We start from the raw sequence: 20,016 nt of genomic DNA, 5'->3' as shown, positions 1-20,016 counted from the left end.
AATTGCCATGGCAGAGCGCCGGGACGACGAGGCCGAATCGCGCCGCATCCTCGAACGCGTGCAACAGGAGACGTCCCCAGGCGCGTCGTTTATCGCCCGCGCGGCGAAGGACGCGCGCGACCGCGTCACCGCCGCCGACACGGACCGCGCCGATCCCATCGAATATTGGGGAACCCGCATTGGCCGAACGCTCGGCTTCGTCATTGCCATTGGGCTATTGGCCTGGCTGGTGTATGCCGCCACACGTGGCGGCTAGGATTCAGATTCCATGAATGCAGAAAAAAACGACGCGCCGCGCGCGGTCATCGTCATCTCCAGCCATGTCGCCCGCGGCTCGGTGGGAAATCGCGCCGCGGTCTTCGCGCTGGAGACGCTGGGCTTTCCGGTCTGGGCGGTGCCGACCGTCATCCTGCCCTGGCATCCGGGGCACAGCCGGGCAACCCGCATCGTGCCGCCGCTCGACCAGTTCAAGGCGCTGATGGCCGACCTCGAGCTGGCGCCCTGGCTGGGCGAGGTGCGAGCCGTGCTGTCGGGCTATCTCGGCGAGGCGGGCCAGGCGGAAGCCGTCGCCTCGCTGGTCGCCGCCGTCAAGGAGAAGACGCCGACCGCGCTTTACGTCTGCGACCCGGTGATGGGCGATTCCGGCGGGCTCTACGTGCCGGAGGCGACGGCCGCAGCCATGCGCGACAAATTGATGCCGATCGCGGATATCGCGACGCCCAACCGCTATGAGCTGGAGTGGATGGCGGGCGCGCCGCTGCCCGATATCAAGGCGGTGACGGCGGCCGCCCTTCATGCCGGGCCCTCTACCATGCTGGTGACCTCGGCGCCCGCGATGATGGCGGGCGGCATCGGCAATTTCCTGCTCGACGGCAGCCAGGCGCTGCTTGCCGAGCACCGTGTGATCGAGAGGCCGCCGAATGGGCTCGGCGACCTGACGGCCGCGGTCTATCTGGCGCGGATTCTCTCCGGCCAGGCGCCGGTCAAGGCGCTGCAATCGACCACGGCGGCCGTCTACGAGATCCTCGCGCGCACCGCGAAACGCGGCGGCGACGAGCTGCAGCTCGAAACCGACGCGCAGAGTCTGTCGCACCCGATGGCGATGGTGCAGCTGCGCCATCTCCTGCATCCCGGGCGGGACAAGCGGGCGTGAAACCGGCCGGCCACGCGCTGGCCGGCGTGGACGGCTGCAAGGCCGGCTGGATCGCCGTCCATCGCGAAGCTGGCGCCGCGCCCTCCGTCTCGGTCTTTCCGAGTTTTCACGCGCTGCTCGACGCGCTGCCGGAGGCCACGATCGCCGTCGACATGCCGATCGGCCTGCCGGATTTTTCGCGCAAGGGCGGCCGCGGGCCGGAAGCGCTGGTGCGGCCGCTGCTCGGGGCAAGGCAGTCGAGCGTCTTTGCCATCCCCTCGCGCGCGGCGCTCTATGCCGACACCAGCGATTTCACCACGATCGAGGCCTGGTATGAAGCGCACCGGCGGTCAAGCGCGGTGGCGATGGGGACCTCCGACCCGCCGCGCGGCGTTTCCATCCAGGCCTTCGGCATCTTTTCGAAGATCCGCGAGATCGACGCTTTGCTGATCGCAAAGCCGGATTTGCGCGGCCGCGTCTTCGAATCGCATCCGGAAGTGGCGTTCTGCCGGCTGAATGGCGGCACGGCGATGGCGCTGCCGAAGAAGATCAAGGGCGCGGTCAACCCGGCCGGCATGGAGGAGCGCAAGGCGCTGCTTTGCCGGCATGGCTATGAGAAAAGCTTCCTCGATCAGGCGCCGCCACGGGGTGCTGCGAGCGACGACTTCCTCGACGCGGCGGCGATGATGCTGATTGCCGGGCGGATCGCCAGCGGCGAGGCGCGGCCGTCGCCCGATCCGCCGCTGCTGGATCGTTTCGGCATTCCTGTTGCCATCTGGGCTTGAGGCGAAATCGGCCGTGCAGCCTTTGGCGGTACGCGATTGCGACGCTTCCATCCGCAATTCGGCATTGCCCGCGACCTGCATTTGCCGCTAGAGGCTTTTTCGATCGCACCGAGCTGCCGCCTCCAACCCCCGGAAAGGCTTTAGCCGCCCATGCCTCACCTCCCCGAGCACCTCCTCGCCGGCTATCGCAACTTCATGAGCGGTCGCTACCCTGCCGAAAGCGACCGCTATCGCTCGCTGGCGCGCGACGGCCAGGCGCCCGAGACGATGATCGTCGCCTGCTGCGATTCGCGCTCCGCGCCGGAAGCGATCTTCGATGCCGGTCCCGGCGAGCTCTTCGTGCTGCGCAATGTCGCCAATCTGGTGCCGCCCTACGAGCCGGACGGCGAGTATCACTCGACCTCGGCCGCGCTCGAATTCGCCGTGCAGAGCCTGAAGGTGAAGAACATCGTGGTGATGGGCCACGGCCGCTGCGGCGGCATTCGCGCCGCGCTCGACACCAACTCGGCGCCGCTGTCGCCTGGCGATTTCATCGGCAAATGGATGAGCCTGATCGCTCCGGCCGCCGAGACCGTGGCCGCCAGCACGATGATGACGGCAACCGAGCGCCAGACGGCGCTGGAACGTATTTCCATTCGCTATTCCATCGCCAATCTCAGGACCTTTCCCTGCGTCTCCATCCTCGAAGGCAAGGGCAGGCTCTCGCTCTACGGCGCATGGTTCGACATCTCGGCCGGGGAGCTGTGGGTGATGAACAAGGAAACCGGCGACTTCGAACGGCCGGAGCTTTAACGGAGGCGTGATGCGGCGGAGCTGGTGGAGGATCTTTGTCGCGGCGGCGCTGCTGGTGACGTCGATCGTCCGCGCCAGCGCCGATGACGGCGCCATCATCGATCGCTGGTATTCGGCGCTGCTGGTCGCCGACCGCAGCGAATTGTCGGACCTGCTTTCCGACGATGTCCGCATGAAGCTTGACGACATCGGCGTTGTCCAGACCAAAGAGGACTTCATCGCCTCGATCGACGAATGGCAGCGCGCGGTCGCGGGTGCTGCGATCCGCCACCGCATCGAAAAGAGCGAGAACGGCGAGACCACTGTGCTCGCCTGCTACGATTTTCCGAATAATGACATGCTGATGCGCGAGACCTTCACCGTCGTCGGCGGGCGCATCGTCGCCAGCACGCAGACGGCGGTAGCGCAGGATTGCAGCGGCTATTGACCCCGCCGTGTTGCGCGTCGCGCGGCATCGCCCTACATCGGACACAGCCCGCCTCTATCCACCTCACCGGAATCGCTCATGTCATCCTCACAAGCCGTCGACCTCGCCGCCCATCCGCTGACCCTCTGGCAGGGGCCGCTCGGCCTGCCGGATTTCTCGCGCATCGGCGACAATGATTTCGGTCCGGTCTTCGACGCGGCACTCGCGGCGCACCAGGCCGAGATCGACGCGATCGCCGGCAACAGCGAGACGCCGACCGTCGAGAACACGCTGGCCGCGCTCGAGCTTGCCGGCGAGCCGCTCGACCATGTCTCGTCGATCTTCTGGTGCCGCGCCGGCGCCCACACCAACGACACGATCCAGGCGATGGAACGCGAGGTTTCGCCGAAGATGTCGCGGCATTTCTCGGCGATCTCGATGAACGAGAAGCTGTTTGCCCGCATCGACGATCTCTACCAGCGCCGCGACAGCCTGAAGCTCGATGCCGAAACGCTGCGCGTTCTGGAAAAAACCTGGAAGGGCTTTGTCCGGTCGGGCGCGAAGCTCGACGCCGAAGGCAAGAAGCGGCTCGCGGCCATCAATGAGGAACTTTCCTCGCTCGGTACCAAATTCGGCCAGAATTTGCTTGCCGATGAACGCGACTGGGCGCTGTTCCTCGACGAGGCCGATCTGGCCGGCCTGCCGGATTTTCTGAAGAGCGCCATGGCCGAGGCGGCCGAGATGCGCGGCCAGAAGGGCCGCTATGCGGTGACGTTGTCGCGCTCGATCTACGAGCCGTTCTCGACCTTCTCGGAGCGCCGAGACCTGCGCGAGATCGCGTTCAAAGCTTTCATCATGCGCGGCCAGAATGGCGGCGCCTCCGACAACACCGATGTCGTGCGCGACATGCTGAAGCTGCGCGCCGAGAAGGCGAAGCTTCTGGGCTATGATTCCTTCGCGGCGCTGAAGCTCGACGACACGATGGCGAAGACCCCGAAGGCGGTGCACGAGCTGCTCGATCCGGTGTGGGAGAAGGCATTGGAAAAAGCCGCCGCCGACCAGAAGGAGCTGGAACGGCTCGCGACTGAAGCCGGCAGCAACGAGAAGTTCGCCGCCTGGGACTGGCGCTTCTACCAGGAGAAGCTGCGCGCCGAGAAATTCGCCTTCGACGAGGCGGAGCTGAAGCCTTACCTGCAGCTCGAACGCGTCATCGAGGCCTGCTTCGATGTCGCGACGAAACTGTTCGGCATCACCTTCGAGGAGAAGAAGGGCATCGCCGCCTGGCATCCGGACGCCCGCGCGTTCGTGGTGAAGAATGCCGACGGCAGCGAGCGCGGCCTGTTCCTGGCCGACTATTTCGCGCGGCCCTCCAAGCGATCCGGCGCCTGGATGAGCGCGCTGAAGTCCGGCTACAAGCTCGGTCACGGTTCCAAGCCGGTGATCTACAACATCATGAACTTCGCCAAGCCGCCGGCCGGCGAGGCAGCGCTGCTGTCGGTGGATGAGGCAAAGACGCTGTTCCACGAGTTCGGCCACGCGCTGCACGGCATGCTGACCGAGGTCACCTGGCCGTCGGTTTCCGGCACTTCCGTCAGCCGCGACTTCGTCGAACTGCCCTCGCAGCTCTACGAGCATTGGCTGACGGTGCCGGCGGTGCTGGAAAAGCACGCGCTGCATGTCAAGACCGGCAAGCCGATGCCGAAGGCGCTGCTCGACAAGATGCTCGCCGCCCGCACCTTCGGCGCCGGCTTCGCCACGGTCGAGTTCACCGCCTCGGCGCTGATCGACATGGCCTATCATGCAAGACCTGAGGCGCCCACCAATCCGCTTCGCTTCGAGGCCGAGACGCTGGAAAAGCTGCATATGCCGGACACGATCGCAATGCGCCACCGCACCCCGCATTTCGGCCATGTCTTCGCCGGCGACGGATATTCAGCCGGCTATTATTCCTACATGTGGTCGGAAGTGCTCGACGCCGACGCCTTCTCGGCTTTCGAGGAGACGGGCGACGCCTTCAACCCCGAGCTGGCCGAGCGGCTGCGCAAGAACATCTATGCCGCGGGTGGCTCGAAGGATCCTGAGGAGCTCTACACGGCGTTTCGCGGCAAGATGCCGTCGCCGGACGCGATGATGGTGAAGCGGGGATTGGTGTGATTGGCTGATCTCCCCCTTGTGGGGGAGATGGCCGGCAGGCCAGAGGGGGGCGCTGTCCCGCCGACGTTTCAGGCCCTCAAGTCGCTCCGACATCCCGCTTGGGACTTGTTACCTAAGCTACGCGAGGTCGCGATCCTTCGCGCCCCCCTCTGCCCTGCCGGGCATCTCCGCCACAAGGGGGGAGATTGGCTGTTTCCACGGATCAGCCACCCGCGGCCATATAGCCCGCTTCAACTTCCTGTAATCCGTCTTCACCGGATTGCTCGGATAGGAGCTCGGCGCCGCGACATAGATGATCTCGGCGGCGATCGGCGCGAAGCCGGCGTAGAAATGGTTTGTCGACTTGATCAGCAGGATATCCTTGCCCATCGGATCGATGCCGATGTTGGAGAAGACGTCCGGCTCGAAGGTCTGGGTGCGGTTGGTGTTCAGGATGACGTCGACCTCGGTGCCTTCGATGCGCACCACCGCTGACGGCCCCAATGTCACGCGACTCGGGCCGAAGCTTTGCCAGCCTTCGTTGGTCGTCTTCAGCACCGTGACGCGCGCATCGATCGGCTCGCCGGCCTGAGGGCCGGCCTTGCCGCCGAAGCGCAGGTCGATGACGGCGCCTTCGCCGGCGGCGTGGCAGAAGGTCACCGCGATCGGGTCCCAGATCGTCGCCACGCCGACCTTGGTTACGCCGCGCTTGAGCAGCTCGCGCAGCACGATGGTGCCGTCGCCCGGCACGCCGCCGCCGGGATTGTCCCAGATGTCGGCTATCACCACCGGCCTGTCCTGGCGTTCCGCGCGCACGGCTAGCGCCTGATCGATACCCGCAGCGGCGGAGAGCATCGTCATCGCCGTCTGTTCGCGCATTGCATAGAGCTCGCGGCCCAGCGTCTCGGCGAGCTTGTCGCCCTTTGCCTTGTCATTGTCGGTGACGACCAGGATGCGCGTGCCCATCTCCGGCACGTCGGCGGCCATGAAGCCGTGGATGACCGAGACCGAGAGCACACCGTCCTTGCCATGCAGCGCCTTGATCCTGTCGACGAAGGAGCGCATCGGCTCGCGGCTGGTCGGCAGCACCTGGATCATCCGGCAGTCGAAGGTCGAGATCACCGGCCTGATCTCGCCACGCGCCGCGGCGAGGCCGAGCTCGACGACATGCTCGCCGCGCTCGTAGAAATCGGTGTGCGGAAATTCGAGGAAATAGGCCATCACATCACTAGCCGCGACGCGTTTCGGCGTCAGATGGCTGTGCGGATCGAACTCGGAGGCGATCACCACTTCCGGGCCGACGATGGCGCGCACCCGCTCCAGCAGATCGCCTTCGCAATCGTCATAGCCTTGCGCGACCATGGCGCCGTGCAGGCCGAGGATGACGGCATCTACCGGCAGCGCTTCCCTTAGCTGGCCAAGGATCTCGTCGCGTAGCGCTTCATAGGTTTGCCGCTGCACCAGGCCGCCGGGCTCGGCCCAGGTCGCCGTGCCTTCGATGACGGTCAGCCCGTCCTTCGCAGCGCGCTTGCGTAGCGCCACGATCGGCGAGGAGCACAGCGTCGGCGTCTCCGGATGTTTTCCCGGGCCGGCATAGAAGGCCATCTCGAAGGAGGCCCGGTCGGTCGGGACCGGCGAGAAGGTGTTGGTTTCCGTCGCCAGCGAGGCGGTGAAGATGCGCATGAACGCTCCCTAGACTTTCTTGTTTTTTCGCGATTCCGGAACGAAAACCGCTGCGTATTTTTCCTGGAATTGCCGGGATTGCTATTTGACGGCCCCGAGCGCAAGGCCCCGGACGAGGTAGCGCTGCAGCCAGATGAAGAGGATCGCCACCGGCAGCGTCGCCAAGAGCGTGGCCGCCATGACATGGTGCCATTCGATCGTATAGCGGCCGGCGACCAGCGAGAAAACCTGGATCGGCAGCGTGTAGCTTTCCTGGCTGCGCAGCATGGTGAGCGCGACCACGAACTCGTTCCAGGCGTTGATGAAGGTGAAGATCGCCGTCACCGCGATCGCCGGCAGGCAGAGCGGCAGGAACACTTTGCGCAAGGTCAGCCAGCGGCCGGCGCCTTCCATCCAGGCCGCCTCCTCGAGGTCGCGCGGGATGGTGTCGAAATAGCTCTGCAGCATCCACACCGTGAAGGCGACGTTGAAGGCCATGTAGATGAAGCCGAGAGCCGTGGTCGACTCGACCAGGCCCCAGGCAGCCATCAGCCTAAACAGGCCGAGCACCAGCACGATCGGCGAGATCATCTGCGAGATCAGCAGGAACTGGCGGAAGGCGCCATAGCCGGCGAAACGGAAGCGCGACATGGCATAGGCCGCCGGCACGGAGATCAGGATCGCGCCGATGGTCGCCAAGGCGGAGACATAAAGCGAATTCAGAAGCGCCTGGCCGAAACCGGTCGCCACCCACATGTCGGCGAAATTCTCCCAGCGGAATTCGCTCGGCCACCAGGTCGGCGTCAGCACCTCGGTGCGCGGCTTGACGGCGGTGAGGAACATCACGGCGAAGGGGAAGATCGTCACCACGATCAAAGGGGCCAGCAGCAGCCACGCGATGAAGGTGCGTTTCAGCTTCGGCGTCATGCGCGCTGCTCCCGCATGGCAAGCCGCACATAGATCATGGTGAAGATGAGCAGGATCGCGAACATCACCAGCGACACGGCGGAAGCCTCGCCCAGTTTGCCGATGCGGAAGGCGAGCTTGTAGAGATGCGTGACCAATATGTCGGTCGAGTTGGCCGGCCCGCCCTGCGTCATCACCCAGATGATCGGGAAGGAGTTGAAGACATAGATGGTGTTGAGCACGATCGCGATGTTGATGAAGGGTTTCAGGAGCGGGAAGGTGATCTCGCGGAACTGCTGGAAATGCGTCGCGCCTTCGAGCGCGGCCGCCTCGTAGAGGTCGTCGGGGATCGAGGACAGGCCGCCGAGGAAGATCGTGGTGGTGAACGGCACCGTGACGAGAATGCCGATCAGCACCTGCATCGGAAAGGCCGTCTCGGCGCTGGCCAGCCACTGGATGTTCTGGCTGATCAGGCCGAGCTTCATCAGCGCCGAATTCAGCATGCCGCTTTCGCCGTTGAGCGCCCAGCGCCAGACCACGGCCGTCATCGTCAGCGACACCGCCCAGGGCAGCATGATGATGACGCGGGCGAGGCCGCGTCCGTAGAAATCCATGTTGAGGATCATCGCCACCGGGATCGACAAAAGCAGCGCGCCGCCGACCACCAGCACGGTCCAGAGCCCGGTGCGCCAAAGTGCTGCGACGAAATCTGGGTCGGCGAACAGTTCGGTGAAGTTGGCAAGGCCGCTGAACTCGCGCAACTGACCGAAGCGGTTGACGTCATGCGTCGATATCTGGATCAGGTCCCAGACCGGCCAGAAGATCACCACCGCCGCCAAGAGCAGGCTGGGTAGCGTCAGCAGATAGGGCAGGAAGCGATTTTGCATCGGCTGGTTGGGACCATGTTGCGAGGCATCGGCAGCGCTAGTTTGCCAGCTAGCCTAATCTCGACGCGTTCGTTCTGAGGGCTCAGTTCAAATTCTTTCCCAGCGTCTGCGCTGCCCTCACCTGCCTGCCGGCATCCTCTCCCCGTATAGTGACGGGGAGAGGAACGCTGTCGCCGGCGATTTCGCCAATCGCCAACCTGGCAGGCAATGCGCCAGCGCTGCAGCATGCCATTTCTCCCCGTCACTATACGGGGAGAAATGCCCGGCAGGGCAATGAGGGGCGGCGCGGACTTTGGCAATCTATCCTCTGGTCCGAGGTGAACGCCCTATCGGTTCAGCTATTTCCGCGGCCGTTGCAGCCTCTTCTAAGAGGTGTGGCGCGCCCCGCGGGGGTAGGGCGCGCCACGGGCGCAGGGAGATACGCCCTTATTTCTTGAACACCGCGTTGGCCTTGGCCGCCGCTTCCTTCAGGCCGGCCTCGGGGTCGCCGCCGAGATAGATCTTCTGCATGGCGTCCGAGGTGATCTGGGCGATCTCCTCCCAGCCCGGGATGACCGGCGCGAAGCGGGCGTCGGGCAGAAGTGCTGTAAAGGCGGCAAGATCAGCGTTGTTGACGTAATAGTCCATCTTGGCCTCTTCCTTGTTCACCGGCAGGAAGCCTTCGCCTTGGGTGAACTTGGCGCGCTGCTCCTTGGTGAACAGGAAGTCGAGCAGCTTCCAGGCCTCGTCCTTGTTCTTGGAATTCTTGAACATGATGATCGAGTCGGTGACGCCATAGGTGCCGCGCGCGCCGGTCGGGCCGGCGGGAATGGCGGCGACGCCATATTTCAGGTTGGGCGCTTCTTCCTTGATCTGGTTGGACAGGAAGGGCGCGGTGATCATCATGCCGACCTTGCCCTGCTTGAACAGGTTCTGCACGTCCTCGCGGTTGTTGGAGGTGACACCCGGTTCCGTCAGGCCCTCGTCGATCATCGACTTGTAGAGCTTGGCGGCTTCCAGTGCGCCGGGCGTTCCGAGGCCCGATGTGCCGTCCTTGTTGAGGATCTCGGTGCCGAAGGACCACATCGCATAGTAGTAATAGACGTCGGTCTCGATCTCCTTGCCCTGCAGGCCGTAGCCGAAGGCGCCGACGGCCTTGATCTTGCGGGCGTCTTCCTGCAGTTCGGTCCAGGTCGCCGGCGGCTTGGCGATGCCGGCCTTCTCGAACAGCTCCTTGTTGTAATACATGGCGCGCGCCGAGGCGGCGATCGGCAGGCCATAGGTGTGGCCATTCATGATCGAGGGCTGCAGGAAGGTGTCGATGAAGCGGTCCTTGAATTCGGGCTTGATGTAGCTGTCGAGCGGCTCGGCGACATCCTGCTGGACGAAATCGATCAGCCAGCGGGTGCCAATGATCGAGAGGTCGGCATTGGTGCCGGCGGTGATGTCGGTGGTGAGCTTCTGCAACAGCACATCCCACGGCACCACTTCATATTTGATGGTGATGCCGGGATTGGCGGCCTCGAATTCCTTTTTCACCGCTTCGAAATAGGGGCCGGTCTTGGCGCTGTATTCGGCGACGGTGACGCGCACCTCGCCGGCATCGGCCGGCGCTGCAAAAGCCAGCATGCTCATTCCGGCCAACAGGCCGACAGTCCATTTCGCAAGGCTCATCTCGATTTCTCCCATTGATGCACGTTGGCGCCTGGCCCTTAGGAGCACAGGATTTATGTTACTTTCCTACATTATCCAGGATTTCACGCCGCGCAAGCGGATTATCGTGTTGCTTAATTACATTTGCTTGGCTAGCTTATTGGCTCAAAATAAGGGCGTGGAGGAGGGCGCAGCGTGGGTTCGACAGCCGAGTTCGAAGGCAAGACCGTGGTCGTCACCGGCGCCGGCGGCGGCCTCGGCTCGGCGATCGTCGAGCTCATGGCCGAGCGCGGCGCGCGCATCGTCGGCTGCGACCAGTCGACGGAGGCGCTGGCCAGCCCGTATATCGCCTCGCGTCATGTCTTCGACCTGCTCGACCGGGCCTCGATCGAAGCGGCCATCCCTGCGCTGCTCGACAAGGACGGCGTTCCCGACATCCTGATCAACAATGCCGGCTGGACGCGCGCCGAAACGCTGAAGGCACTGACGGCGGAGAAGATCGAGCAGGAGCTCGACCTCAATTTGACCGGCGTGATGAGTTTCGCCGATCCGCTGATCAAGGCGATGGCCGGGCGAGGCGCGGGCAGCGTCGTCTTCATCTCTTCGGTCAACGCTATCGCGCATTTCGGCAATCCGGCCTATGCGGCGGCCAAGGCCGGCATCAACGCCTATGCTAAATCGGTCGCCGTCGAGCTCGGCCGCAGCGGGTTGCGCGCCAATGTCGTCTGCCCAGGCTCGATCCGCACCGCCGCTTGGGACCATCGCCTGGCCAAGGATCCGGAGATCCTCGGCCGGCTGCAGCGGCTCTATCCGCTCGGCCGCATCGTCAATGCTTCGGAAGTGGCGGAAGCGGTGGCGTTCCTTGCCTCCCATCGCGCTTCCGGCATAACTGGCGCCGTGGTGCCCGTGGACGCCGGACTGACGGCCGGCTACCTGCCTTTCATCGACGACATATTGGGAGCGTGACCATGACCGACGTCCAGTTCCGCAATCTGTCGAAATCCTTCGGCCAGCACAAAATCCTGGAAGACATCAACCTTGACATCCGGACCGGCGAGTTCGTCGTGCTGGTCGGGCCGTCCGGCTGCGGCAAGTCCACGCTTTTGCGCATGCTGGCGGGACTTGAGACGATCACCTCCGGCGATCTCGTCATCGGCGGCATACGCGCCAACGACCTGCCGCCGCAGAAGCGCAACATCGCTATGGTGTTCCAGTCCTACGCGCTGTTCCCGCATCTGAAGGCATCGGAAAATATCGGCTTCGGCCCGAAGATCCGCGGCGAGAAACGCGCGGCGATCGACGACAAGGTGAAGAAGGCGTCCGGCGTGCTCAACCTCTTCTCCTATCTCGACCGCTATCCGAGGCAATTGTCGGGCGGCCAGCGTCAGCGCGTCGCCATGGGTCGCGCCATCGTGCGCGAGCCTTCAGTGTTTCTGTTCGACGAGCCGCTCTCCAATCTCGACGCGCAATTGCGCGTGCAGATGCGTACCGAGATCAAGGCGCTGCACCAGCGGCTGAAATCGACCATCGTCTACGTCACCCACGACCAGATCGAGGCGATGACCATGGCCGACCGCATCGTGGTGATGGATCGCGGCCGCATCCAGCAGGTCGGGCAGCCGCTGGACCTCTATGACCGGCCGGCCAACAAATTCGTCGCCGGCTTCATCGGCTCACCCTCGATGAGCTTTGTCTCGGGCGCGCTGAGGACTGCGGGGGCCAAGTCCTGGTTCGAGACAAAGGGCGGCGGCCGGCTGGCGCTTGCCGGCGGCGCGGCTTCCGGCAGCGACACGGTCGAGGCCGGCATCCGGCCCGAGCATTTCGTGGTCGGCGCCGGTGACGAGGCCATCGCCATTAAGGTCGATGTCGTCGAGCCGACCGGCTCGGAAACGCATGTCTATGGTTCGGTCGGCGACGACACGGTGCGCGCGGTGTTTCGCGACCGGCTGCAGGTCAAGCCCGGCGACCGGCTGCCGGTGAGCGTCGACCCGCGCAACATCCACCTGTTCGACAAGGCGACAGGCCTGCCGCTGTGAGAAGACGATGAAGAGCCCGGCCGACATCATCACCCGCCTGCAACTGATATCGCAGGACGGCACCAGATCGGACCGCCGGCTGGCGGGACTGGTGCTTTCCGATCTCGATTTCGCCTCCAAGGCGGCCATCTCCGAAATCGCCGCGCGCGTCGGTGTCAGCGAGCCGACGGTCACGCGCTTCTGCCGCAATCTCGGCTGCGAGGGGCTGCGCGACTTCAAGTTCTACTTGGCGCAGGCGATCGCTATCGGCGGCCAGTATCTGTCGCCGGAGCCGCTCAGCCGCGATGCGCGCGAGCAGCGCATTGCGTCCGCCATCACCGAGGCGGCGATCGCCGCCATCCAGCGGGCAAGCGAAAACCTCGACATGACGACGCTGATGGAAGTCGCCGCCCGGATTGCAAGCTCCGGCAATGTGCTCTGCATCGGCTCCGGCGGCATCTCCTCGATGATGGCGACGGAGATGCAGAACCGGCTGTTCCGGCTGGGTCTCTCGGCGCTCGCCCAGACCGATGGCCAGCTGCAGCGCATGTATGCCGCCGTCGCCACGCCCGAGACCACGCTGCTTGCCTTCTCGGTCTCCGGCTATGCGCGCTCGGTGATCGAAGCGGTCGAGGTCGCGCAGCAATATGGCGCCGCCACCGTCGCCATCACCGCGCCGGACTCAGCGCTGGCCAAGGCAGCAGACACGGTGATCCTTCTGCAGTCGGTCGAGGACGGCAACATCTACAAGCCGACATCGTCGCGCTACGCGCTTCTGGCCATCGTCGACATGATCGCCACCACGGTGGCGGAATCGCGCGGGCCGAAAGTGCTGGAGAATCTGCGCCGCATCAAGCAGAGCGTGAACACGCTCAAGGTGGACGATCCGAAGCTGCCGCTGGGGGATTGAGCGATGCAGCAGCTTGCGCCGTCAAAGCTGGCGATCCTTCGCGCCCCCCTCTGGCCTGCCGGCCATCTCCCCCACAAGGGGGGAGATCAGATGTCACGCCGGCTTTCGTCAATCTCCAACGTTGCAGAACAAAACGGGGCGCCGAAGCTGCCAATCTCCCCCCTTGTGGGGGAGATGTCCGGCAGGACAGAGGGCGGCGCTGTCCCGCCAGCATCTCGAATCTTGGATTACTCGATCAGTGCCTCAACGCTTTTCGCCAATTCAGCCGCATCCCCCACCACCCGCAGAGTCTTCAGCCGCGAGGTGCCACCGGCGACCACGGAAACGGCCGAGACCGGCACACCCAGCGCCTTGGCCATCATCCGTTCCAGCGCTTGATTGGCGGCGCCGTTCTCCGGCACGGCGCGCACGCGGGCTTTGAGGTGACTGCGCCCGTCGGCGGCGGTCTCGACGCCCTCGATCCGGTCGAGCGCCGCCTTCGGCGTCAATCGCACGAAGAGGTCGATGCCGTTCTCGCGCAACCGGAATGGCGAGCTCATCAGCCGCCGGTCACGACCCAGGACCAGACCGTGGTGACCAGGAACTGCCGGATGAAGAAAAGGATCAGCAGCAGGATGATCGGCGAAATATCGATGCCGCCGAGATCGGGCATGAAGCGGCGGATCGGGCGCAAGGCCGGATCGGTCAATCGATAGAGCATGTTGCCGACGCTGCCGACGAACTGGTTGCGCGAATTGACGACATTGAAGGCGTAGAGCCAGGAGAAGATCGCCGAGGCGATGATGATCCACCAGTAGATATCAAGCGCCATGACGATGGTCTGAATAAGGGCGATCATGCCGGTCTCCAAATTGTCGCCGACATGTAGCCATTGCTTGGCTTGTGGGCAAGGCCCGCGGGCTTGGCGTGAGGGGCAAGGCCCGCCCGGTCACAGCGCTTGTGGCCGGGCCGGTCTTTCGCCTTGACATCAAACGGCCGCGACCGATACAAGCCGATCCGCTGGAACGGGGCTGTAGCTCAGCTGGGAGAGCGCATCGTTCGCAATGATGAGGTCAGGGGTTCGATCCCCCTCAGCTCCACCAGCCAGCACAAGCATGTGCTCTCGTCGCTTACGCCTTCCTCGCTCGCCATTTCGTGACCGCCGGATTTCGGGCCGCGTGCCTGGAACCAATGGCGGGGCAATTCGGTTCAGCTATACATTTGAAGCCGACGTGCGCGGCCGGTTGGGCAAGCGGCGATCTTGAGGAGTTCCATCATGCAGATTTCATCCAGGTTCCGTTCGGTCGCGGTCGCGGCAATCGCCGCCGCGGGCGTGAGCATTGCCAGCGCGGCGCATGCCGACACCGGCACGATCCGCTTTTCCGTCTACAAGGCGGCCTTCTTCATCGGCGGCTCCGGCGGCGAGGGCACGCTGACCTTTCATGGCAAGCGCTATCCGATCTCCGTCGGCGGCGTCTCGGGCGGCCTCGCCTTCGGCGCCTCCAAGACCTATTTCCAGGGCACGGTGCGCCGCATCCGCCGCGCCAGCGACGTGACAGGAGTCTACGGCGCTGCCGGCGGCGGCGGCGCGGTCGGCAAAGGCGCCCAGGTGATCGTCATGACCAATGACAAGGGCGCCCAGCTCGAGCTCACCGGCAGGCAGGTCGGCCTGCAGGTCAACGCCGATCTCAGCGGCATCAGCATCGCGCTGAAGCGGTAGAAGACGCAGCTCCCGGAAGGGCCGGCAAAGGCGCTGCCTGGGCGCCGAATGCCGGCCGCTGGAGGCATAAAGACACGCAGGCACGAAGCGTGGCTCTGGCCTTAGAGCGTTTCACCGTTCCACGGAAACGGCGAACCGCGCCGTCTCTTTGTTTTGTCGCAATTTCCAGGAGGAAGGCTACGGCGAAGTCGCCGAGCCTAAAGCGCGTCGCAATCTTTCAGATTCGCTCCATGCGCTTTAGGTTTTTGACTTTACGCATGTCTTTTATCCCGAAACCGGCTCCCACTTTCGGGAGACATGCTTTAACCGCTTCACACTTTTCCTGGAATTGCTCCAGGCGGGCTCAATCGTCCCAATCATCCCAATTGTCTTCATCCCGCGGGTAGTTGGGAACGACCCGGATAATCGGCCGCGGACGCTGATAGCGCCAGTAATATTCGTCCGGCGGCTGCGGCTCATAGGTGCGATAGACGGGCCGGTAGTAGTGCTTCGGCTTCCAGTGCTTCTTGTACGACCGCACGCAGTAGCCGTCCTCGGTCAGATAAGCGCATGTGACATGCGCCTCCTGCACCAGACTATTTCCGGCCGGCACGCCGAATATCGGCGCCGCCTCGACCGCCGGCATCACCGCCAGCATGGTCCCGGCAAGGGCAAGAACAGACAGTTTCATAGGCCTCTCCAACGTCTTCAGAATAAGGCTGGAAGAACGTCCCGATTGGGGGCGATTTGGGGCGCCCGAGATCACTTTGATTTTCGGCCGCACATATGAGCGTCAGATCATGTACCGCGCCGGCGTCAGCCTGAGGTGACGAGAGCGAGCGCTGTCTTTCGCGATGGGCGTTTCGGCCAATCTCCCACGCATGCCACTTGCCAATGCGAGCCGAGCCGACCAGTCAAAATCCCTATGCAGTGCCACTAGCGATCCCGGCGCACCCCTAACGCTAGTTCGCCAGCTGATCGAGAAGCGTGTCTATTTCGCCTTTCTTCGGAGCTTCGGGCGAAGCAGGGGCGGGTTGGGGGTCGGCTTGCGGATCGACGGGGGCGGATTCCGCCGCCGGCGCGGCGGCTTCGGTCTCGCTGCTGGTGTCCGAACTTGTCGGCGGCGTCGCGTTTTCCGTATTGCCATTGTCGGGCGCCGCGGCTGCCTCCGGAGCGGCGGGCGGCGCCTTGGGCCGGGGCGCGGCGTTGCGCAGAAGGTCGCCGATCAGATCCGCCGGTCCCTTGCCGGAGCCGTCTGCGTTCGAGCCTGTCTGGCCCGGGATCAGCTTGTCGAGATTGAGTTTTCCGGTCGGCAGACCGAGGTGGCTCAACATGTCCAGCGCACCCTGCGGGTCCTTGGCCAACGCGCTGAGGTCCGGATAGGCACGGGGCGCTGAGAGCGGGCCCTGGACCACGACCGGCACCCCGATGCCCTTCACGGCAACGTCGCCACCCTGCCCGGCGAGTGAAGCGACGACGCGAGGGTTGAGCCGCATGTCGAGCGTCTGTTCGGCGAGGTCCATCTTGCCCGAGCCGTCCATCCGCACCAGCAGGCCCAGCAGGCTGATATCCGTCGTCTGCGCGACGCCATTCTCGATCGCGAATGAGGCACCAAGTTCCGTGAACGTCGTCTTCTTGGCCTGATCCTGCTTGAAGCCGCCGGCGAGCAGTCCGACGAGGTTGTTGTAGACCTCCGCTATGTCGATGCCGCGGAAGGCGCCGTCGCTGAATTTGGTCGCCGCCTTGCCGGCGAGGGAGCGGGCAAGCGATTTCGTGGTCTTTCCCGAGCCTGAGACCGCGACCGTCGCATCGAGCGTTCCTTCGATACGGTCGAAATTCGCCGCGTCATGAAGCAAGGGCGCAGCGGCCGCGCCGGTGATCGCGGTGTTGAGAGCCAGGGAGGCGGCGTCGCCGGAACCGTCGGCGGTCATTTCCGCGGCAATCATGCCGCCGTAGAAGGGGCTTTGCGGCACATTCAGGTGAGCCTTGCCGTCGGTCACCGTCAGGCTGGTCGCCACCGGCCCTGCAAAGACCTTTCCATAGCCAAGCTTGTCGGCCTGGATATCTACCTTGGCATCAAGTCCCTTGAGGAAGGAGAGATCGATCGGCGCGTCGGTTGCCGCGCCCGGTTTCTGCTTGCCGCCGGCCGCGGCTCCGCCGCCGCCGGCGAGCGCCGCAAGGTCAAGCTTCGCGAAATTAAGCGACGTCCGGATGGTGAGAGGCTCTCCCAGCTTCACCGAGCCTTGCCCTGACGCCTTGACGCCGTTCAAAGCGATGGCGGCTTTCTGGAAGGAGAATTGCTTCGGGCCGGCATCGACATCGCCCTTGAAGGCAAAGTCCTGCAGGCTGCGGGAAGCGCCTTGTCCCAGCCATTGCATCAGCCTGTCGACCGAGGGCGATGTGGCCGAGACTTGGCCCTTGAACGTGCCGCCCCCGACGGTACCGCTTATGCTGCCTTCGAGATATTTGGAGGAGACCGAAAGGCTGATCGGCCCCGGACGCGTCGGCAACGGAGCCGCCGGCCAGAAAGGATGCGGGCGCGACCTGAGACTTGAACGTCACGGCTTGCCCCCGCCAGGCGAGCTTGCCCGTCACATCGACCGGCTCGCCGATGTCGCGAACCTTCGCATCAAGATTGAGGCCGGTGATGTCGTTGGCCGTGCGGGCATCGGCAGGCGCCGCAAGCGGAAGCTTGCCCTCGCGAATCCCGACCGTTCCCTGCAGATTTGCGCTGCCGCGGATGCGTTGCGCGGTGAGCCCGCGAAAAGCGAAGCCCATATCGGCCGTGAGCTTGCCGGACAACGGCACGGATTGTCCGGCCAGCTTCGCAATCGAGTCGATGTCCAGCCCTGAACTCGCAACATTGCCCCGTATGGTGGGAGGCGTTTCAGCGACATTGGTCGAGGCATTCGCGGTGAGGTTTCCCGCATCGAGGCCGAAATGCTCCAGCTTTGCCTCGAGATGCCCGTCGCGCAATGTTGCGGCGAGCTGGACGTCGGACGCCCGTATCTTGCCCCCGACCAGTTCATCGATTGTCACGCTGATGTCGGCATCGAAAGCGGACAGCATGGCAAGGTCGGGCTCGCCGGAGCCAGCCGGAGGCTTGCCACCGCTGGCGTTTCCAAGATCGTTCAAGGCGTCGATATCGACGCGCTTGGCTGCCAGGTCGGCGAAGAAGCGATGCCGCGCCCCAGGTTGAAACAGCGCGTCCATCTGGAAGCTCTGGTCGCCGACCTCGAACTTTCCGCTCTTGATCTGATAGCTGCCATTGCCGTTAAGCTGGATCTCGCCGCTCGCCTGCAAGGAAGAGAATTTGGCAACCGGCGCCGGGTCGAGCCGCGCCTCGATGGCGATTTGGGCCGGCAGCCGTTTCAGGATGGGCCGCAAGGCGGAAAGGCTCCCGCTCATGTCGATGCGACGGTCGCCGCTGGTGGCGGCCAGTGAAAACGAAACCTCCCGGTCGAGGTCCGGAACCCTCAGATCGGCGTCGATTGCCGTGACCGCGACGGCCTTGCCGGTCGACGCGTTTGAGGTAAGGGTGCCGTTCGTTATGGTCAGCTGGTTGATCGCCAGCCGCTCGAGCGTATCAACGATCGCCGCGAACGGATCGGCCTGAACATCCTTCGGTTCCGGAGCTGGCTCCGCGCTCGCGGAGGCTTTGAGCGCGATCGTCGGGTCCGCCAGCGCGACCGACTGAATCTCAAGCTTTTTCGACCATAGCGATGACAGGGTTATCGACGTCGAGAAGCGCGGCGCGGATATCGCGATGTCGCCAGTGCCGGTCGAGAGCGAGATATCATCCGCGACCACCGCCAGCCTTGGCAGCAGCGACAGTCTGACAGGTCCGTCGAGCCGGATGGTCATTCCGGTCGCGGATGACAGTTGCCGGCTCAATTCGCCACGGACCCAGTCGGTCGAAACAAGAGCGGGCAGAAGCAAGAGCAGCCCGACGACAAGAACCACAGCTACGGTGAGTGCAGCGACGATTTTTCTCAAATCGACCAGCCAAAATGATCGGAAGAATCAGTATCGTCGAGCATACAGGCTTCCGGCGCCCGACTGAATCCTGCCGAACCACGAGCCGCGCGCCGGACGAATTTCGGACTGGTCCAGGCAGCCCGTCGGCTCTTTCGCCGAGGCCCATCGCGATCGAAGCGGTTTGCACGCAAGTGTTTCCAGAACCAAAGGGATTGGAAACGATCAGCCGGTTTCCGAGCCATTCCCGTGAAACAGACCAGGGGCACTGTCCGGTGCCCGCCACCGACATATCAGCAATCCAATGGAGGACGTGCCAATGTCAGTGCTCGGAACCCTGCTCCATTTCAGCCGCGCCATCATCCACGCGCACAACAATGCCAAGGTGAGAAACCTGATGGATGTCCCGCCGCCCCAAATCCGCAGAGACCGGGACCGGCCTGGTTCGCCCGATGCCTCAGAAAAGGAACCCGGCGCCATTCACCCCGGAGGACGCTGACGCAAACGGAGCTCGGACCGGCCTGGTCCCACTCACCTGGAGACCACCGGCGCGCCGTGACGGTGTTGGCGCGCATAGGCCACGCAGGCGTCGACCGTGCTGACGCAGAGCGCATCGATGCTGTTCGGCAGGTTGTTGTCGCCGGCATAGGCCACCTCGGCGACCTGGCCGCCGACCATGCGGATCTGCGTGTTGCAGTAGCCCCCAGGGGCGACATTGACGGACCCGCCGACAGCGGGGATCGCGCCCACGGCCATGGTCGGCACCGCGATGCTGAGATTGCCGCGCTGCACGGTGCGCTGATAGGTCCAGATCTGGCCGGATGATCCCACATCGGCCGTCGCGGTCGGAAAGCCGGCGCACATGCGGACATCGGCCTCACTGAGACCGACCATCTCCTTGCGAGCGGCAGCCGTGGTGGCGTCGACCTTGGCGATGCTCGACGTGTCGTCGGGGATGACGCAGGACGACAGGATGGGAATGCCCGCCGCGACTAGGGCAAGTTTTCGAATGCGCAAAAATGTCATGCCGTCGGTCGGAGTTGCGTGTCGCCCGCCTGCCAGTTGCCTACCTAGGCAATCAGGCGGCGCGGTCAACCCACCTC

Annotated in this window: 21 protein-coding genes and 1 tRNA gene; 12 read left to right on the top strand and 10 right to left on the bottom strand. The window is 64.2% G+C overall.

Annotation, left to right across the window (positions count from 1 at the left end; genetic code table 11):
- The first annotated feature begins 7 nt into the window (after nt 1–7).
- From EN852_RS19415 to EN852_RS19390, 6 genes are all read left to right on the top strand, one after another.
- Nucleotides 8–256 (top strand): hypothetical protein, encoded by a 249-nt coding sequence (locus tag EN852_RS19415; protein ID WP_127876495.1) that lies wholly within the window; start codon nt 8–10, stop codon nt 254–256.
- A 12-nt stretch (nt 257–268) separates the two neighbouring features.
- Nucleotides 269–1,153 (top strand): pyridoxal kinase PdxY, encoded by an 885-nt coding sequence (pdxY, locus tag EN852_RS19410; RefSeq protein ID WP_127876494.1) that lies wholly within the window; start codon nt 269–271, stop codon nt 1,151–1,153.
- Nucleotides 1,150–1,917, top strand: a complete 768-nt coding sequence (locus EN852_RS19405) for a DUF429 domain-containing protein (protein WP_127876493.1) — start codon at nt 1,150–1,152, stop codon at nt 1,915–1,917. Before pdxY ends, EN852_RS19405 begins: the two co-directional genes overlap by 4 nt.
- Nucleotides 1,918–2,067: 150 nt before the next feature.
- Nucleotides 2,068–2,709, top strand: coding sequence for a carbonic anhydrase (locus tag EN852_RS19400; RefSeq protein ID WP_127876492.1), 642 nt, complete (start codon nt 2,068–2,070; stop codon nt 2,707–2,709).
- 10 nt (nt 2,710–2,719) lie between these two features.
- Nucleotides 2,720–3,136 (top strand): nuclear transport factor 2 family protein, encoded by a 417-nt coding sequence (locus EN852_RS19395; RefSeq protein WP_127876491.1) that lies wholly within the window; start codon nt 2,720–2,722, stop codon nt 3,134–3,136.
- A gap of 78 nt (nt 3,137–3,214) precedes the next feature.
- Nucleotides 3,215–5,269, top strand: a complete 2,055-nt coding sequence (locus EN852_RS19390) for a M3 family metallopeptidase (protein ID WP_127876490.1) — start codon at nt 3,215–3,217, stop codon at nt 5,267–5,269.
- Nucleotides 5,270–5,386: 117 nt separating this feature from the next.
- Here the strand turns inward: EN852_RS19390 and EN852_RS19385 are convergent, their stop codons facing one another.
- The 4 genes from EN852_RS19385 to EN852_RS19365 form a co-directional block, all read right to left on the bottom strand.
- The gene (locus EN852_RS19385; protein ID WP_127876489.1) at nt 5,387–6,931 is read right to left on the bottom strand and encodes a M81 family metallopeptidase; all 1,545 of its coding nucleotides are present in this window, start codon (nt 6,929–6,931) and stop codon (nt 5,387–5,389) included.
- An 81-nt stretch (nt 6,932–7,012) separates the two neighbouring features.
- Nucleotides 7,013–7,837, bottom strand: coding sequence for a carbohydrate ABC transporter permease (locus EN852_RS19380; protein ID WP_127876488.1), 825 nt, complete (start codon nt 7,835–7,837; stop codon nt 7,013–7,015).
- The gene (locus EN852_RS19375) at nt 7,834–8,703 is read right to left on the bottom strand and encodes a sugar ABC transporter permease (RefSeq protein WP_127876487.1); all 870 of its coding nucleotides are present in this window, start codon (nt 8,701–8,703) and stop codon (nt 7,834–7,836) included. Before EN852_RS19375 ends, EN852_RS19380 begins: the two co-directional genes overlap by 4 nt.
- A 426-nt stretch (nt 8,704–9,129) precedes the next feature.
- Nucleotides 9,130–10,356: a sugar ABC transporter substrate-binding protein gene (locus tag EN852_RS19365; protein WP_127876486.1), complete on the bottom strand. Its 1,227-nt coding sequence runs from the start codon at nt 10,354–10,356 to the stop codon at nt 9,130–9,132.
- A gap of 174 nt (nt 10,357–10,530) precedes the next feature.
- Between EN852_RS19365 and EN852_RS19360 the strand changes: the two genes are divergently transcribed.
- The 3 genes from EN852_RS19360 to EN852_RS19350 are packed head-to-tail and all read left to right on the top strand — an operon-like array spanning nt 10,531 to nt 13,260.
- A complete protein-coding gene (locus EN852_RS19360) occupies nt 10,531–11,301 on the top strand; it encodes an SDR family oxidoreductase (protein ID WP_127876485.1) in 771 nt (256 codons plus the stop codon).
- A gap of 2 nt (nt 11,302–11,303) precedes the next feature.
- A complete protein-coding gene (gene ugpC / locus EN852_RS19355) occupies nt 11,304–12,371 on the top strand; it encodes a sn-glycerol-3-phosphate ABC transporter ATP-binding protein UgpC (RefSeq protein WP_127876484.1) in 1,068 nt (355 codons plus the stop codon).
- Between the two features lie 7 nt (nt 12,372–12,378).
- On the top strand, nt 12,379–13,260 hold the full coding sequence (locus EN852_RS19350) for a MurR/RpiR family transcriptional regulator (RefSeq protein ID WP_127876483.1): 882 nt from the start codon (nt 12,379–12,381) through the stop codon (nt 13,258–13,260).
- Nucleotides 13,261–13,487: 227 nt separating this feature from the next.
- On the opposite strand, the gene EN852_RS19340 is transcribed toward EN852_RS19350, so the two are convergent.
- Both EN852_RS19340 and EN852_RS19335 read right to left on the bottom strand, forming a co-directional pair.
- Nucleotides 13,488–13,799: a DUF167 family protein gene (locus tag EN852_RS19340; protein ID WP_127876482.1), complete on the bottom strand. Its 312-nt coding sequence runs from the start codon at nt 13,797–13,799 to the stop codon at nt 13,488–13,490.
- Nucleotides 13,799–14,098, bottom strand: a complete 300-nt coding sequence (locus tag EN852_RS19335) for a YggT family protein (RefSeq protein ID WP_127876481.1) — start codon at nt 14,096–14,098, stop codon at nt 13,799–13,801. The genes EN852_RS19340 and EN852_RS19335 overlap by 1 nt, the downstream gene beginning before the upstream one ends.
- 168 nt (nt 14,099–14,266) lie before the next feature.
- Between EN852_RS19335 and EN852_RS19330 the strand changes: the two genes are divergently transcribed.
- Both EN852_RS19330 and EN852_RS19325 read left to right on the top strand, forming a co-directional pair.
- A tRNA-Ala gene (locus tag EN852_RS19330) sits at nt 14,267–14,342 on the top strand.
- 173 nt (nt 14,343–14,515) lie between these two features.
- Complete coding sequence (locus tag EN852_RS19325) at nt 14,516–14,959, top strand: hypothetical protein (RefSeq protein ID WP_095816539.1); 444 nt, start codon at nt 14,516–14,518, stop codon at nt 14,957–14,959.
- 343 nt (nt 14,960–15,302) lie between these two features.
- Here EN852_RS19325 and EN852_RS19320 read toward each other — a convergent pair whose 3' ends face one another.
- From EN852_RS19320 to EN852_RS19310, 3 genes are all read right to left on the bottom strand, one after another.
- Nucleotides 15,303–15,629, bottom strand: a complete 327-nt coding sequence (locus tag EN852_RS19320) for a hypothetical protein (RefSeq protein ID WP_127876480.1) — start codon at nt 15,627–15,629, stop codon at nt 15,303–15,305.
- A gap of 271 nt (nt 15,630–15,900) precedes the next feature.
- Complete coding sequence (locus EN852_RS19315) at nt 15,901–17,175, bottom strand: AsmA family protein (protein WP_189546053.1); 1,275 nt, start codon at nt 17,173–17,175, stop codon at nt 15,901–15,903.
- Nucleotides 17,135–18,934 (bottom strand): AsmA family protein, encoded by a 1,800-nt coding sequence (locus EN852_RS19310; protein WP_127876478.1) that lies wholly within the window; start codon nt 18,932–18,934, stop codon nt 17,135–17,137. The genes EN852_RS19315 and EN852_RS19310 overlap by 41 nt, the downstream gene beginning before the upstream one ends.
- Before the next feature lie 298 nt (nt 18,935–19,232).
- On the opposite strand from EN852_RS19310, the gene EN852_RS19305 reads away from it, so the two are divergent.
- A complete protein-coding gene (locus EN852_RS19305) occupies nt 19,233–19,412 on the top strand; it encodes a hypothetical protein (RefSeq protein WP_127876477.1) in 180 nt (59 codons plus the stop codon).
- Between the two features lie 32 nt (nt 19,413–19,444).
- On the opposite strand, the gene EN852_RS19300 is transcribed toward EN852_RS19305, so the two are convergent.
- The gene (locus EN852_RS19300) at nt 19,445–19,939 is read right to left on the bottom strand and encodes a hypothetical protein (protein WP_127876476.1); all 495 of its coding nucleotides are present in this window, start codon (nt 19,937–19,939) and stop codon (nt 19,445–19,447) included.
- Nucleotides 19,940–20,016: the final 77 nt, after the last annotated feature.

Origin of the sequence: Mesorhizobium sp. M2E.F.Ca.ET.209.01.1.1, from assembly GCF_004010375.2 — a bacterium.
Lineage (GTDB): Bacteria > Pseudomonadota > Alphaproteobacteria > Rhizobiales > Rhizobiaceae > Mesorhizobium.
The sequence above is the reverse complement of the archived record's forward strand: the minus strand, read 5'-3'. Positions and strand labels throughout refer to the sequence as shown.

Bases quoted from the DNA above. Each gene is read 5' to 3' on its own strand.
- EN852_RS19415 (WP_127876495.1), top strand. From the start codon at position 8: ATGGCAGAGCGCCGGGACGACGAGGCCGAATCGCGCCGCATCCTCGAA.
- pdxY (WP_127876494.1), top strand. From the start codon at position 269: ATGAATGCAGAAAAAAACGACGCGCCGCGCGCGGTCATCGTCATCTCC.
- EN852_RS19400 (WP_127876492.1), top strand. From the start codon at position 2,068: ATGCCTCACCTCCCCGAGCACCTCCTCGCCGGCTATCGCAACTTCATG.
- EN852_RS19395 (WP_127876491.1), top strand. From the start codon at position 2,720: ATGCGGCGGAGCTGGTGGAGGATCTTTGTCGCGGCGGCGCTGCTGGTG.
- EN852_RS19390 (WP_127876490.1), top strand. From the start codon at position 3,215: ATGTCATCCTCACAAGCCGTCGACCTCGCCGCCCATCCGCTGACCCTC.
- EN852_RS19385 (WP_127876489.1), bottom strand. From the start codon at position 6,931: ATGCGCATCTTCACCGCCTCGCTGGCGACGGAAACCAACACCTTCTCG.
- EN852_RS19380 (WP_127876488.1), bottom strand. From the start codon at position 7,837: ATGACGCCGAAGCTGAAACGCACCTTCATCGCGTGGCTGCTGCTGGCC.
- EN852_RS19375 (WP_127876487.1), bottom strand. From the start codon at position 8,703: ATGCAAAATCGCTTCCTGCCCTATCTGCTGACGCTACCCAGCCTGCTC.
- EN852_RS19365 (WP_127876486.1), bottom strand. From the start codon at position 10,356: ATGAGCCTTGCGAAATGGACTGTCGGCCTGTTGGCCGGAATGAGCATG.
- ugpC (WP_127876484.1), top strand. From the start codon at position 11,304: ATGACCGACGTCCAGTTCCGCAATCTGTCGAAATCCTTCGGCCAGCAC.
- EN852_RS19350 (WP_127876483.1), top strand. From the start codon at position 12,379: ATGAAGAGCCCGGCCGACATCATCACCCGCCTGCAACTGATATCGCAG.
- EN852_RS19340 (WP_127876482.1), bottom strand. From the start codon at position 13,799: ATGAGCTCGCCATTCCGGTTGCGCGAGAACGGCATCGACCTCTTCGTG.
- EN852_RS19335 (WP_127876481.1), bottom strand. From the start codon at position 14,098: ATGATCGCCCTTATTCAGACCATCGTCATGGCGCTTGATATCTACTGG.
- EN852_RS19325 (WP_095816539.1), top strand. From the start codon at position 14,516: ATGCAGATTTCATCCAGGTTCCGTTCGGTCGCGGTCGCGGCAATCGCC.
- EN852_RS19320 (WP_127876480.1), bottom strand. From the start codon at position 15,629: ATGAAACTGTCTGTTCTTGCCCTTGCCGGGACCATGCTGGCGGTGATG.
- EN852_RS19305 (WP_127876477.1), top strand. From the start codon at position 19,233: ATGTCAGTGCTCGGAACCCTGCTCCATTTCAGCCGCGCCATCATCCAC.
- EN852_RS19300 (WP_127876476.1), bottom strand. From the start codon at position 19,939: ATGACATTTTTGCGCATTCGAAAACTTGCCCTAGTCGCGGCGGGCATT.